Below are 13,263 nucleotides of genomic sequence, written 5' to 3'. Positions count from 1 at the left end.
GTTAATGCGGGATAAATAAGTTCAAAAAAAACATAAAAAAAGCACTTTATCTTATTGACTATAATATAAATATTATGTTATCATATAAAATTTGACATTTTTACATACGTATGCTATCATTAAAAGTGGTTACCACATATGGAGGTGGATGATTTGTTTCAAATTGGTGATAAAATCGTTTATCCAATGCACGGTGCAGGAATCATCGAAGCAATTGAAGAGAAAGAAATATTAGGTACTTCACGTCAATATTGTGTGATACGCATCATTAGTAAAGATATGCAAGTAATGCTTCCGATGGATCAATTAAAAAAATCAGGTATTCGTTATATCGTTGATCGAGGTACGTTAGATGATATACTTCTTGAATTTCAAAACGGGGAGTCAGACCCATCACTCTCATGGAAACAAAGATATACAATGAATATGGAAAAAATGAAAAATGGCAATTTACAAGATAGCGCAGAAGTGGTTCGGGATTTACTTCGCCGTAATAAAGAGAGAACATTAAATGCGAGCGAAAAACAAATGCTAGATAATGCACGAAAAATGATGATCAGCGAAGTCGCGCTCGTACAAAATGTTACTGAACATCAAGCAACAGAATTTCTTCAAGATACAATTAATCACTAAATTTAAAATAGCTGGCCGCTATTTCTTTTGTAAAAAAAGGACGAAGAGTTTTATCTCTTCGTCCTTTTATATTACCCACGCCCAGCTTGAAACGATGGATATAACGTCATTCCACCATCTGCAAATAGCGTAATTCCCGTTACGTAACTCGCCTCTGATGAAGCAAGCCAAGTTGCTACTGCTGCGATTTCTTCAGGTTTTCCAATATAGCCCATAGGTATCATACTTTCTACGTCAGCACGTTTTTTAGGATCAGCAAACTTTTCTGCATTGATTGGCGTATTAATTGCACCTGGTCCTATATTATTTACTCGAATACCTTTTGGCGCATATTCTAGCGCTAACGTTTCTGTCATCAGTTTAATGCCACCCTTACTTGCTGCATAGTGCACAAATAGTGGCCACGGAATTTTCTCATGAACACTAGACATATTAATGACAGACCCTTTAATATCATGTTCTACAAAATATTTAATCGCTTCACGACTTCCTAAAAAAGCACCTGTTAAATTTGTATTAATTACCCTATTCCAATCTTCAAGCAGCATTTCATGCGACGGTACCGCGTTTTCTATCCCTGCATTATTAATCATAACGTCAAGCGTACCAAACTCTTTCACAGCAGATTGAATGAGATTCACAACATCTGATTCGACGGTTACATCACCTTTTACAGCAATCGCTTCGCCGCCTACCTTTTTAATTTCTTCTAACACATCATTCGCTTCTGATTCTCGTGAGCGATAATTAATAACCACTTTCGCTTTTTCCTTAGCAAACCTTACTCCCATCGCTCTTCCGAGACCAGTTGCTGATCCTGTAATAACGACAACTTTCCCTGCTAAATCACTATACATTTCCATACCTCCTTTAACTTTTGGCTATACCTAACATAATTCCGGCTGCGATAATAAAAACGATACCGACAACGATACCCGTTAATTGACGTTTCGTTTTCTTTTCACCTAATATAAGGATCCCACCAAGCGTGGAAATAATAATTCCCATTTGCGATAGCGAGAAACTTGTTGCGACTCCAACACGCGGCTGTGAAATGAATAAAAACATATTTCCAGCTGCCCAAATTAATCCTGGAATAATATTGCGAATTGCATATTTATTAAATGGATGATGTTTAAAGGTAAGCAAAATCCCACCTAACACCATACCAACTGCTTGTGGCAACAAAGCCGACCAGCCATCTACGTTAAATAACCTAATTACTACTACGTAAACTAAATAACCGACTGTTGAAATTAATAAAATTACGATACCTCTTTTAAAGTTTGCTGCTTGCTCTGCATTCTTTTCTTCTTCACTTTGAAGCGATGTTAAAATAACACCGATAATAATACAAACGAGCGCTAAAATCCCAAGGACGACCGATATTGTCGTGGACCATTCATGAAATACGATAACGCCAAATAAAGTCGTCGCGACTAATTGAAGTCCTGTTGAAATTGGCATCGTCCTCGAAACACCCATTAAATCAATACTTTTCAATTGATTTGCCTGACCAAGCGCCCAAAATAAACCTGACACAACTCCAACTCCGATAACGGTAGGTGTTAATACTGGCTTCATAAAAATATAAACAACAATTGAGAAAATAAGTGCTCCAAACGTTGTTCCGAGCGTTTGACTATACGGACCCCCGCCCAGTTTTACGTTAAATAGCACAATACTTCCCCAAAATATAGCTGGTAAAATCGCTAAAAATATATCCATCACTCATTACCTTTCTTTACTAAATGCCATAGATTATCACTCTAAGTCGTTAGAGTGAGCTTTTATTTTTTCTTTTTCCCGTTCACAAACTTTTTCTGCAATAACGTCAGAAACATTCTTTTCTCGCTCCACTTTCTTTATCTTTACGTGATCTAAATGATCTTCCAAAGTAAGCGTAACTTTATCGTTCGGCGGATTATGCGCTCCTTGAAATGTAAGAAATTGTAGCTTCACTTCGTATCTAGGAACAAATTCATCTTTCTTGCCGAGACGCTTTATATCTATAACTGAAGCACATTCATATTGATCTTCTGTCACTTGTCTAATAACTGAATAGTACCTATTTGATAATGCACTCTCTAAAAGCTGTTCTCTTGATTCTTTCGCGAAAGAATCGCTTGGAGAAGAGAAAAAGGCCACACATAGCATTGTGATAACTACACATATTTTTTTCATAGTTCCCTCCTTGTTCTATAGATTAGTGTTCTCAAAACTGCCATAAAAAAACGACTTTCCCTATGTAGGAAAGTCGTTTTAATGAATCCAATATTAACCACCGCTCACTGGTGGAATTAGTGCAACAACATCACCAGATTGGACCCTGTCATCTTCATTTGCGTATTCTTCATTAATCGCAACCATAATTGGCTCTGAAACTGGTACATTATATTCGTTCGCAACAACATCTTTTAACTGTGCAACCGTAATATTTTCTTTCTCTATTTGTAATTCACTTGTCCCTGCTTCTTCTTGCAAGTGCGCAAATAACAATACTCTAATCATACTTATAGCTCCTTCCCAGGCTCTCCCGCCGGATATGGTGTTTTTTCTAATTGATCACCAATCCATGAGTCACCATCTTCCCAAAACTCCTTTTTCCAAATCGGAACAATTTGTTTTATGCGTTCCATAATATATTCGTTCGCTTCATAAGCCGCTTTACGGTGTGGTGTTGAAACAGCAACAACAACCGCTATATCAGAAATTTGCAACGTACCGATGCGATGTGTAATCGCAACATATGTACCTGGCCATTTCTCTTTCACTTCCAAGCCAATTTTCTCTAGCATCTTTTCTGCCATCGTCTTATAAGCAACATACTCTAAGTATAATGTACGACGCCCTTTCGTAAACTCTCTAACCGTTCCAATAAATGTTGTAACAGCACCGCATTCACGTCGAATTACTTTCTTCGTTACTTCTTCAATTGAGATTTCTGTATCAATTACTTCATAATATGTATTTATCATTTCGCACTCCTAACCGTTTGTAAAAACCAGTCTATGTACAACTCTTCTTCTGTTATATGAAATACTTTATATTCTTCTCTTATATTTGCCGGAACATCATACCACGTAATAACCGCCACTATATTTTCTACTTTATGTAAAAGCTCAATGTCTTCCGCAGAACGAAGTAACACTACTTTCGAGTAATTCTCTTTTTTATAGCCTTCTATTAAAATTGTATCCACTTCAAAAAACTCATATAAGCGAATAATTTCTTGCAAGGACCATTTCTTTCTTAGTGAAGAAAGTGAAAGCAATCCAGCGCCTTCTACACTACTTACGACAGCACCAGCTTTACGGTGTCTTTCGCTATCTTTTTGCGCTACTTCTGGAAAGCCTCCGTGCCCGTGATGTTTAATTGTAGCAACTTTCATTTTTCGTTCAGCTAATGCATGCACCACTTTCTCAACAAGTGTTGTTTTCCCGCTATTTTGATATCCTACTATTTGTAAGATTGAAGGGGCTTTGCCCATGGCCAATCACATCCCTCAGAGTGCTCTAACAATAATACGGATACTTTCATTCCGGTCTCAAATCCTCTCGTTCCTCCAGGTAACACGATAAAAGCATTCGCATCTGCAAGTGAAGATACCGCACTCGATTTATCTAAACCAACTGGCATCGCTTGTAACGCCCCGTCCACAATTGTTACGTTCGCTCTTACGAAACGAGTAAATGGATTTGGCTTTGGAAAATCTTTTTGTAAAATAGCATCCGCTCTATATACGTGAGGTTCCTTCGCATACAAATACGTTTTTATAATTGGATGCACAAATAATTCAAAGCCTACATAACAAGCAGACGGATTTCCTGATAAACCAAAGAGTAACTTTCCATCAACTTCAGCTACTGTCGTTACACTTCCGGGCCTCATGGCTATCTTATTAAAGAGTACATTTGCCTGTAACCTTTCATAAATAGCTGGTAAGTAGTCATAATCTCCTACTGATACACCGCCTGTTGTAATTAAAATGTCGACCTCATCCACCGCTGATTGAACAGCTGTAAAACATGCATCTAACTCATCCGCGAGTTGACCATAATAACGAACTTTCCCGCCAGCTTTCATAATTTGAGCTGCGATCATATAGGAGTTACTATTTCTAATTTTCCCCGGTTCTAATGGCTCATGTACTTCTAATAATTCACTTCCTGTCGTTACAATACCGACAACAGGCTGTTTTACAACTTTCACAGTGCTATATCCAAACGTTGCTAATAAGGCGGCAACACCTGGATTAATTGCAACGCCTTTCTGAACGAGAACTTGATTTTGTTTTATATCTTCTCCTTTAAACGACACATTGTCACCGTTATTAAAAGGGCGTTTTAACTTCATATATGTTTTCCCGTTCTTCTCAAACCCTTCTGTCAGCTCTAGCATTACGACTGCATTGCAATCTTGTGGAATAGCTGCTCCTGTCATAATACGAACCACCTGAAAAGATCCTACTTCTTCTGTAAAAACAGAACCTGCCCCGATTTCTCCTATTACTTCAAATTCAACTGGATTCTCTTGAGTTGCTTCTTTCGTATCTTCTGCTCGAATGGCGAAACCATCGTAAGGGGAACGATCAAAATGAGGAACGTCATGATCTGAGACAACATCTTCCCCGAGAATTCTCCCGTAACTTTCCGTAATAGAAATTTCTTCTACTTCACCATGCTTTGCATATTTCATTACCCGTTCTACTGCCTCAGCAACTTGAATTGGAATTCGTTTTTCTACCATCGTTTCTCACCTCATATTTGCAATTTTTTTTATCTCGATTAAACTTTATATATTCAATAGAAATTACTTCAAGGAGGAATTCCATGTCTTCATTTACACACTTTAATGACCAAGGACGCGCGAAGATGGTTGATATAAGTGACAAAAAAGCAACCGTTCGAACAGCAATTGCGTGCTCTAGCATTGTCGTTACGAAAGAAATTTACGATAAAATCTCTCACAATGAAATTGGGAAAGGTGACGTATTAGCAGTTGCGCAAATCGCAGGCATTATGGCTGCGAAACGAACTTCTGATATTATCCCAATGTGCCATCCTTTACTATTAAAAGGTGTTGACGTTTCTTTCGATTGGAAACAATCAGAAGAACAATATCGTTTACTCATTGAAGTAAAAGTTAAAACAGAAGGTAGCACCGGTGTTGAAATGGAAGCTTTAACAGCTGCTTCGGCTACCGCTCTTACTGTGTATGATATGTGTAAAGCTGTCGATAAAGGTATGATTATCGGCGAAACGTACTTACTTGAAAAAACAGGCGGAAAAAGTGGAGATTATACGAGAAATTCATAATCCTTTCTCCGTTGAACCTAAAGGATTCCCTTTAGGTTCAACCTATATATCTTGCATATAAACTTTTCGCTACATTTATATCATTCGTCCCATGAATGAAAGCTCTGCCATCTGTAAATAAAACAAAACGATATTCTTCTACCGGAAACGACAATAAATAAGGTGTCGCCTTTATCTCTACGCTTCTTTGTAAGCGCTTTTTAATTTCTTCCAAATTAAAATTCTTCCGCACACCTGGACGAATTTGCACTGTATTTCGCCCACATAACACTTCTGTTTTCGTTTGTGCTTCAAATGTTAAACTCGGATATGTACGTAACCTTCCGCAAGATAAACAAGTATCTTTTTTCTGCCTATTCACTTTAAATGCCATCTGTTGATTATTCCAAAGATCAAATGATAACATCGTTTCACGAAGCGCTCCGTAGTCTTCTACTAATATTTTCAGCGCTTCCGTAGTTTGATGCGCAACTACTAATTGTACTGCCGGTTGTATAATACCAGCTGTGTCACATGTTGCTCCGCTCGCCGGATGCTCCATTAAACAGCGAAAACACGGTGTTTTCCCTGGTAAAATTGTATACGTTACTCCGTAGCTTCCAACGCACCCACCATATATCCACGGAATATTATACTTTTGTGAAATATCATTAATGAGAAGACGCGTTTCAAAATTATCTGTCGCATCTAATATTAAATCTACACCATTCACTAATTCTTCCATTTCTTGCACCGTTACATCTGTCACAACCGGAGTTATTTCCACCTCAGAATTAATCGCTCTTAAATGCTCTGCTGCCGCTACCGCCTTCGGTTTATACTGCTTTGCATCTTCTTCTGTATATAGTTGTTGTCTTTGTAAATTACTCCATTCTACATAATCACGATCAGCAATCGTTACTTTTCCAACACCCGCTCTAACAATCGCTTCTGCATTTGCCGCACCGAGAGCACCAGCACCAATAATAAGCACATGCTTCTCTCTTATTTTTCTCTGCCCTTCTTCTCCAACACCAGAAAATAATATTTGTCTTGAATATCGCTCCTGCATGCGATAGCCCCCTTTCTTATCCTCCTATATAAGACATTTCGATTTTCGGACGATTTTTTGCACTTTCTTCTGTTCGTTCATCCGAATACCTATCTTTTCTATTCATCCATACATCTTGTATAACACTTAATAACTCCTCATCCGAAAGATTTCCTCTAAGAAGTTCTCTTACATCCAAACCCTCTGTCGCAAATAAGCACGTATAAAACTTTCCATCTGCCGAAATTCTCGCCCTCGTACAAGAGACACAAAATGACTCAGAAACAGATGTAATAAAACCAACTTCAACATTTGTTCCAACGTACCGATATCGCTTCGCAACTTCACCAAAGTAATGCGCTTCAGCTGGCTCAAGCGGATACACCTTATGAATCATCTCAATCAATTCTCGTTTTGTAACGACTTGATCAAAATTCCACCCATTTGTACTACCAACATCCATAAACTCAATAAACCGAAGCGTGATTCCTTGCTCTTTAAAATACGCAGCCATCGGTAGTACTTGATGATCGTTCATCCCTTTTTTCACAACCATATTTACCTTTACTTCCAAGCCCGCCTCTTTAGCTGCTATAATTCCCTTAATTACCGGTTTCGTATTAATATTTCGACCATTAATATTCTTAAATATGTCATCATCTATCGCATCTAAACTAACATTCACTCTATGTAATCCAGCTTCTTTTAATGCCTTCGCTTGTTTCGTTAAATGAATAGCATTTGTCGTTAACCCTATATCTATTAGCCCATCAATTTTCACAAGACGTGCAATAAGTTTTGTTAAATCTTTACGAAGCAGTGGCTCACCGCCAGTAAGTCTAATTTTCCGTACACCGATGCTAACAAATAATTTTGCCAAACGCTCAATTTCATCAAAAGTTAGTAAAAACTCGTCTTTCAAAAAAGCATATTCTGGCCCAAATATTTCCGCTGGCATACAATATGTACATCTAAAATTGCAACGATCAATGACAGATATACGTAAATCTTGAAGTGGGCGTCCAAAAAAATCTTTAACCATCTCCTGCATCGCCACCCTCCCTTTCTGCCAAATTTCTTTCTTTTCATTCTATTATAATATATTTTCGAACTGCGATGTTTTTGCTCAAGTGAATAAAGTGAAACTTTAAATAATTAGAGGGGATTCACTCCCCCTGGTTAACGAGGTTTACTTACAAATACAAAGATAAAAAAACCTTGAAACATAAAAGCTTCAAGGTTCTCTGCTTATTAACTTAATCTAATAATAGTCAGGGTAGCCCCTGGCGTTGCCGTAGATAATGTAGCTATTGCAACTACTCCAAATAACTGTAAGCTAACAGTAGCTCCAGCAGGCAAGTTAGCAATTATTGTTGCACTAAATGAACCAGTAGCCACTGTCGGAGCGTTTATCGTTCCCGCAAGCGGACTGCCATTTACAGTTATACGAGAACTTACAAGTAATCCTGCCGTTAAATTAATTGTATAAGCTATATAATAATTTCCTGCATTCGCAACTGTAAATACAGTATTTCCACCACTAACGGTTATTCCTGGACCAATATTTTGATTGTTCGGTAATGGTACATTCGTACCACCTAATAAAACGGAAATAGCGGTTCCTGATGTATTATTCGCAAATGCATACGTTGCAGTTGTACTAACTCCAGTCGCCCCGGTCGCTCCAGTGGCTCCAGCTCCGGTTGGACCTGTATCTCCAGTTGGACCTTGTGAACCGGTTGCTCCTGTAGCCCCTGTTGGACCTTGGATTCCTTGCGGGCCTTGAATTCCTTGTGGCCCTGTCGCTCCGGTTGCTCCTGTAGCTCCCGTTGGACCTTGAATTCCTTGCGGGCCTTGGATTCCTTGTGGACCTTGAATTCCTTGTGGACCTGTCGCTCCGGTTGCTCCTGTAGCTCCCGTTGGGCCTTGAATTCCTTGCGGGCCTTGAATTCCTTGGGGACCTTGAATCCCTTGTGAACCTGTCGCTCCGGTTGCTCCTGTAGCTCCCGTTGGACCTTGAATTCCTTGCGGGCCTTGAATTCCTTGCGGGCCTTGTGGGCCGGTCGGACCTATGTCACCTTGTAGACCTTGGATTCCCTGTGGGCCTTGTGCTCCTGTTGGTCCTGTCGCTCCTTGGATTCCTTGAGGGCCTTGTGGACCTTGAATTCCTTGCGGGCCGGTTGGACCTATGTCGCCTTGTGGGCCTTGAATTCCTTGGGGACCTTGTGCTCCGGTTGCCCCCGTTACTCCTTGGATTCCTTGAGGACCTTGAATACCCTGTGGACCGGTTGGACCTATCTCTCCTTGAACACCTTGGATTCCTTGCGGGCCCTGTAAACCCGTCACTCCGGTTGCTCCCGTTGCTCCTGTCGCTCCTGTCACTCCAGTTGAGCCTGTCGCCCCGGTATCTCCTGTTACTCCTGTCGCACCTGTTGCTCCTGTTGCTCCTGTCGGGCCAGGTGGTCCACCTGATGGACCTGTCACTCCTGTCGGACCTGATGGCCCCGTTGGGCCGGTCGGTCCTGCTGGTCCTCCTGACGGACCAGTCACCCCTGTTGGACCGGTTACTCCTGTTGGACCGGTAGTTCCTTCTCCCGTCGCTCCGGTTGCCCCCGTATCTCCTGTTGCTCCCGTCGGACCTTGTATCCCTTGAATTCCTTGTGGGCCTTGCACTCCTTGTGCACCTGTTGCTCCTTGAATCCCTTGAATTCCTTGCACTCCCTGTGTCCCCATCGGACCGGTTGGACCAATCACCCCTTGTATACCTTGCACTCCTTGGGGGCCCTCTGGACCGGTTGCTCCTATTTCCCCTTGTATCCCTTGAATTCCAGTTGCTCCTTGTGCTCCAGTTGCTCCCGTTATCCCTTGCACACCTTGGATTCCCTGTATTCCTTGTGGACCTTGTGGGCCTGTTGCTCCTACCGGTCCTTGAATGCCTTGTATCCCCTGAGGACCCTCTGGACCCGTTGCTCCAACTGGCCCTTGAACACCTTGTATTCCTTGCGGGCCCTGAAGTCCTTCTGGGCCTTCTGGACCTGTTGGACCTATTTCTCCTTGTATCCCTTGGATTCCAGTTGGACCTTGTGGCCCAGTCGGACCTATGTCACCTTGCGGACCTTGGATTCCCTGTGGACCTTGTGCTCCTGTTACCCCTGTCGCTCCTTGGATTCCTTGAGAACCTTGTGGGCCTTGAATTCCTTGTGGGCCGGTTGGACCTATGTCGCCTTGTGGGCCTTGAATCCCTTGCGGACCTTGATCTCCAGTGGCCCCCGTTACTCCTTGAATTCCTTGGGGACCTTGAACACCTTGGGGACCCGTCGGACCTATCTCTCCCTGCACACCTTGGATTCCTTGCGGACCTTGCAAACCCGTCACTCCGGTTGCTCCCGTTTCTCCTGTCGCTCCTGTCACTCCAGTTGAGCCTGTCGCCCCAGTATCTCCTGTTACTCCTGTCGCCCCGGTTACTCCTGTCGGGCCAGGTGGTCCACCAGATGGACCTGTTACTCCCGCCGGACCTGATGGCCCCGTTGGGCCGGTCGGTCCTGCTGGTCCTCCAGATGGTCCTGTTACCCCTGTTGGACCGGTTACTCCTGTTGGACCTGTAGTGCCTTCCCCTGTCGCCCCAGTTGCTCCCGTATCTCCTGTTGCCCCCGTCGGACCTTGTATCCCTTGAATTCCTTGTGGGCCTTGCACTCCTTGTGCGCCCGTCGCTCCTTGAATTCCTTGTACTCCTTGCACACCTTGGGGACCCATCGGACCTGTTGGACCAATCTCCCCTTGAGCACCTTGCACTCCTTGGGGACCCTCTGGACCCGTTGCTCCTATTTCCCCTTGTATCCCTTGAATTCCAGTTACTCCTTGTACTCCAGTTGCTCCCGTTATCCCTTGCACACCTTGTATTCCCTGTATTCCTTGTGGACCTTGTGGGCCTGTTGTTCCTACCGGCCCTTGAATACCTTGTATCCCCTGGGAACCCTCTGGACCCGTTGCTCCAACTGGCCCTGGCACACCTTGTATTCCTTGCGGGCCCTGAAGTCCCTCTGGGCCTTCTGGACCTGTTGGTCCTATATCCCCCATCGGACCTTGTATCCCTTGAACTCCCTGTGGGCCTGTTGCTCCTGATGGCCCTGGTACTCCTTGTATTCCTTGTGGACCTTGATCTCCTGTTGCTCCTGTGGCCCCTTGAGGCCCTATAGCCCCCTGTATCCCTTGTGGACCTTGATCCCCTGTTGCTCCCTTTGCCCCTTGAATACCTTGAACTCCTTGTATTCCTTGTTCACCAGTTACTCCCGTCGGACCAGGAATACCTTGAATACCCTGTGGACCTTCTGGACCTGTTGGCCCAATTGGCCCTTGAATCCCTTGGATTCCTTGCAAGCCCTGTGCTCCCGTGCTTCCAGTCGGACCTGTACTTCCCGTTGCTCCTGTTACCCCTGTACTTCCTGTAGCTCCAGTATTCCCAGTTGCTCCAGTCGCACCTGTACTTCCACTCGGTCCACCGCCCGGACCTGTCGCACCAGTCGGCCCCGTCGGACCAGGAGGTCCTCCAGATGGTCCAGTTATCCCAGTTGGACCTGTTATTCCAGTCGGGCCTGTTATCCCCTGACCAGTTGCTCCGGTTGCACCTGTATTTCCACTCGGTCCTTGTGTTCCTTGTATCCCTTGTGCTCCTTGTATTCCTTGTGGACCAGTTACACCCGGTAACCCTTGGACGCCTTGTATTCCTTGAGGTCCCTCAGGTCCCGTCGCTCCAATTGGCCCCTGTAATCCCTGTATCCCTTGTATACCTTGTGCCCCAGTCGCTCCCGTTGGACCAATCGGACCTTGTAACCCTTGCACCCCTTGAGGTCCTGTCGCTCCAGTTTCTCCTTGTGGTCCTCTCAATCCTTGTGGGCCCTGCTGTCCTTCTGGTCCAGTTGCACCTATTGGCCCAACTGATCCTTGTATCCCTTGCACACCTTGAGGTCCTGTCGGGCCCATCTCCCCCATCGGACCTTGTAATCCTCTTGGTCCTTGAGGTCCTGTTGGGCCTTGTGGACCGGTTGGACCAGTAATCCCTATACCTGTAAACCCAGTTGGAACAGGGGGGAAAGTAGGCCCAATAAGTTCGGGTGGAATTCTAAAATTAGAGCTTAACGAATTTTGCTTCCGATTATTATCACGATTCTTCACACTTTCACCACCTACAAACCATCTTTTTCATAATAAATAAGCCTCTTCTTAATCTATTTACAAAAATAATTTCCAAGACTATTTTTATTTTAAATAATAAAAACTCCCTTAATTTCTTAAGGGAGTCCTGCAATTGAATCCATATTATCTGTATTAGGGACAGCTTGCGCTATACTCGATGTATTTACATTTTGCCCCATATTTGCTCCTGTTACAGTACCAGCAGGAGTGCCCCTTGTATACGTCGTCGTCACCGAATCTCCCGGCTGTAAACAAAGCTTCGTCTCCGTCCCTATTACTGTAACAACATCAATCCAAGTACACCCCATTGAACCACTATATGATTTCGAAGCAGTAAATGAAGTGTCACTCAAATTATCACCGGTAAATATATTTCCAGTGTTATTCACAATAACAAACTCTTTTATATGAGCAGGCATAATTACACTCTACCTTTCCTCTATGAACCTAACGTACGTGTACTCGTTGCCAAAGGCGGAAGAAATACTGATGTTCTAATGACCGCTTCTGGCTGCCTTTTTCCATTTAAAAAAATAGCCGCACTTGATCCTCCAGCACCTGCATATACTTTTGCTACAGCTAAAGGTGAGAGATCATAACAGTCACCGACATTAACAGCTCCTGTATTATTAATAATTTTTACTTTACGCAAATTAATCCCCATTTACCCCTCCTCCTTTTTTATACTGTATGCAAAAGAAAAAAACTTGAAACAGACTCGTTTCAAGTTTTTTTCAATTAACTATTTCGTTTCACCTTCATATTGAAGCATACCGCCAACCATGTTCACTGTTTTAAACCCTTGTTCATTTAAATAATGACATACATTTTCACTGCGCATTCCTGAACGACAAATAAAGATATATTCATTCTCTTTATTAAAGAAATCTACTTTATGTGGGATATCGCCCATTTTAATGTGTACAGCTTCTGGAATCTTTCCTGCCGCTACTTCTTCATCTTCTCTTACATCTACTAAAAATAACGTTTCTCCATTTTCTAAACGCTCTTGCACCTCTTCTGTAGTAATTGTTTTAACTTCTGTCATATGTAGTTCCTCCTTATATACAATAAAACCTTTAGTTTCTT

The 13,263-nt window shown here is 42.7% G+C and carries 15 protein-coding genes; 2 read left to right on the top strand and 13 right to left on the bottom strand.

All coding sequences use genetic code 11. From position 1 onward, the window contains the following. Positions 1 to 138 precede the first annotated feature (138 nt). Positions 139 to 633 (top strand): CarD family transcriptional regulator, encoded by a 495-nt coding sequence (locus ACTFR8_RS09155; protein ID WP_000451444.1) that lies wholly within the window; start codon positions 139 to 141, stop codon positions 631 to 633. Positions 634 to 704: 71 nt separating this feature from the next. Here ACTFR8_RS09155 and ACTFR8_RS09150 read toward each other — a convergent pair whose 3' ends face one another. From ACTFR8_RS09150 to moeA, 7 genes are all read right to left on the bottom strand, one after another. Continuing rightward, complete coding sequence (locus tag ACTFR8_RS09150) at positions 705 to 1,490, bottom strand: glucose 1-dehydrogenase (protein WP_100619173.1); 786 nt, start codon at positions 1,488 to 1,490, stop codon at positions 705 to 707. A 13-nt stretch (positions 1,491 to 1,503) separates the two neighbouring features. Beyond that, positions 1,504 to 2,361: a glucose uptake protein GlcU gene (gene glcU, locus ACTFR8_RS09145; RefSeq protein ID WP_000350861.1), complete on the bottom strand. Its 858-nt coding sequence runs from the start codon at positions 2,359 to 2,361 to the stop codon at positions 1,504 to 1,506. A gap of 36 nt (positions 2,362 to 2,397) precedes the next feature. After that, entirely contained in the window at positions 2,398 to 2,817 is a 420-nt protein-coding gene (locus ACTFR8_RS09140; RefSeq protein ID WP_000717679.1) for a DUF3888 domain-containing protein, read from the bottom strand. 93 nt (positions 2,818 to 2,910) lie between these two features. Next, a complete protein-coding gene (moaD, locus tag ACTFR8_RS09135) occupies positions 2,911 to 3,144 on the bottom strand; it encodes a molybdopterin converting factor subunit 1 (protein WP_000621778.1) in 234 nt (77 codons plus the stop codon). 2 nt (positions 3,145 to 3,146) lie between these two features. After that, complete coding sequence (gene moaE, locus ACTFR8_RS09130) at positions 3,147 to 3,611, bottom strand: molybdopterin synthase catalytic subunit MoaE (protein WP_000611226.1); 465 nt, start codon at positions 3,609 to 3,611, stop codon at positions 3,147 to 3,149. Next, positions 3,608 to 4,123, bottom strand: coding sequence for a molybdopterin-guanine dinucleotide biosynthesis protein B (mobB, locus tag ACTFR8_RS09125; RefSeq protein ID WP_000513645.1), 516 nt, complete (start codon positions 4,121 to 4,123; stop codon positions 3,608 to 3,610). Before mobB ends, moaE begins: the two co-directional genes overlap by 4 nt. Continuing rightward, a complete protein-coding gene (moeA, locus tag ACTFR8_RS09120; RefSeq protein WP_000229698.1) occupies positions 4,093 to 5,382 on the bottom strand; it encodes a molybdopterin molybdotransferase MoeA in 1,290 nt (429 codons plus the stop codon). Before moeA ends, mobB begins: the two co-directional genes overlap by 31 nt. An 83-nt stretch (positions 5,383 to 5,465) precedes the next feature. Here moeA and moaC point away from each other — a divergent pair, with 83 nt between their 5' ends. Then, positions 5,466 to 5,951, top strand: a complete 486-nt coding sequence (moaC, locus tag ACTFR8_RS09115) for a cyclic pyranopterin monophosphate synthase MoaC (RefSeq protein ID WP_000094146.1) — start codon at positions 5,466 to 5,468, stop codon at positions 5,949 to 5,951. Positions 5,952 to 5,988: 37 nt separating this feature from the next. Here the strand turns inward: moaC and ACTFR8_RS09110 are convergent, their stop codons facing one another. The 6 genes from ACTFR8_RS09110 to ACTFR8_RS09085 all read right to left on the bottom strand — a co-directional run bounded on the left by ACTFR8_RS09110 (position 5,989) and on the right by ACTFR8_RS09085 (position 13,222). Next, positions 5,989 to 7,002: a molybdopterin-synthase adenylyltransferase MoeB gene (locus ACTFR8_RS09110; RefSeq protein ID WP_001158108.1), complete on the bottom strand. Its 1,014-nt coding sequence runs from the start codon at positions 7,000 to 7,002 to the stop codon at positions 5,989 to 5,991. 16 nt (positions 7,003 to 7,018) lie between these two features. Then, positions 7,019 to 8,032, bottom strand: a complete 1,014-nt coding sequence (gene moaA, locus ACTFR8_RS09105; protein WP_001157117.1) for a GTP 3',8-cyclase MoaA — start codon at positions 8,030 to 8,032, stop codon at positions 7,019 to 7,021. Positions 8,033 to 8,232: 200 nt separating this feature from the next. Further along, complete coding sequence (locus ACTFR8_RS09100; RefSeq protein ID WP_119780667.1) at positions 8,233 to 12,153, bottom strand: BclA-related collagen-like exosporium protein; 3,921 nt, start codon at positions 12,151 to 12,153, stop codon at positions 8,233 to 8,235. Positions 12,154 to 12,269: 116 nt separating this feature from the next. Beyond that, positions 12,270 to 12,593 (bottom strand): hypothetical protein, encoded by a 324-nt coding sequence (locus ACTFR8_RS09095; RefSeq protein WP_001110848.1) that lies wholly within the window; start codon positions 12,591 to 12,593, stop codon positions 12,270 to 12,272. Between the two features lie 20 nt (positions 12,594 to 12,613). Further along, complete coding sequence (locus ACTFR8_RS09090) at positions 12,614 to 12,838, bottom strand: spore germination protein (RefSeq protein ID WP_000512465.1); 225 nt, start codon at positions 12,836 to 12,838, stop codon at positions 12,614 to 12,616. A gap of 78 nt (positions 12,839 to 12,916) precedes the next feature. Continuing rightward, positions 12,917 to 13,222: a rhodanese-like domain-containing protein gene (locus ACTFR8_RS09085; RefSeq protein ID WP_000141207.1), complete on the bottom strand. Its 306-nt coding sequence runs from the start codon at positions 13,220 to 13,222 to the stop codon at positions 12,917 to 12,919. Positions 13,223 to 13,263 lie beyond the last annotated feature (41 nt).

The sequence above is a fragment of the Bacillus cereus group sp. MYBK15-3 genome (genome assembly GCF_051916765.1).
Classification (GTDB): domain Bacteria; phylum Bacillota; class Bacilli; order Bacillales; family Bacillaceae_G; genus Bacillus_A; species Bacillus_A cereus.
The sequence above is the reverse complement of the archived record's forward strand: the minus strand, read 5'-3'. Positions and strand labels throughout refer to the sequence as shown.

Excerpts from the sequence above, each read along its gene's own strand:
- moaA (WP_001157117.1), bottom strand. The coding sequence starts at position 8,032 with ATGCAGGAGATGGTTAAAGATTTTTTTGGACGCCCACTTCAAGATTTA.
- moaC (WP_000094146.1), top strand. The coding sequence starts at position 5,466 with ATGTCTTCATTTACACACTTTAATGACCAAGGACGCGCGAAGATGGTT.
- ACTFR8_RS09150 (WP_100619173.1), bottom strand. The coding sequence starts at position 1,490 with ATGTATAGTGATTTAGCAGGGAAAGTTGTCGTTATTACAGGATCAGCA.
- ACTFR8_RS09110 (WP_001158108.1), bottom strand. The coding sequence starts at position 7,002 with ATGCAGGAGCGATATTCAAGACAAATATTATTTTCTGGTGTTGGAGAA.
- ACTFR8_RS09085 (WP_000141207.1), bottom strand. The coding sequence starts at position 13,222 with ATGACAGAAGTTAAAACAATTACTACAGAAGAGGTGCAAGAGCGTTTA.
- ACTFR8_RS09095 (WP_001110848.1), bottom strand. The coding sequence starts at position 12,593 with ATGCCTGCTCATATAAAAGAGTTTGTTATTGTGAATAACACTGGAAAT.
- ACTFR8_RS09155 (WP_000451444.1), top strand. The coding sequence starts at position 139 with ATGGAGGTGGATGATTTGTTTCAAATTGGTGATAAAATCGTTTATCCA.
- moaD (WP_000621778.1), bottom strand. The coding sequence starts at position 3,144 with ATGATTAGAGTATTGTTATTTGCGCACTTGCAAGAAGAAGCAGGGACA.
- moeA (WP_000229698.1), bottom strand. The coding sequence starts at position 5,382 with ATGGTAGAAAAACGAATTCCAATTCAAGTTGCTGAGGCAGTAGAACGG.
- moaE (WP_000611226.1), bottom strand. The coding sequence starts at position 3,611 with ATGATAAATACATATTATGAAGTAATTGATACAGAAATCTCAATTGAA.
- ACTFR8_RS09140 (WP_000717679.1), bottom strand. The coding sequence starts at position 2,817 with ATGAAAAAAATATGTGTAGTTATCACAATGCTATGTGTGGCCTTTTTC.
- glcU (WP_000350861.1), bottom strand. The coding sequence starts at position 2,361 with ATGGATATATTTTTAGCGATTTTACCAGCTATATTTTGGGGAAGTATT.
- ACTFR8_RS09090 (WP_000512465.1), bottom strand. The coding sequence starts at position 12,838 with ATGGGGATTAATTTGCGTAAAGTAAAAATTATTAATAATACAGGAGCT.
- mobB (WP_000513645.1), bottom strand. The coding sequence starts at position 4,123 with ATGGGCAAAGCCCCTTCAATCTTACAAATAGTAGGATATCAAAATAGC.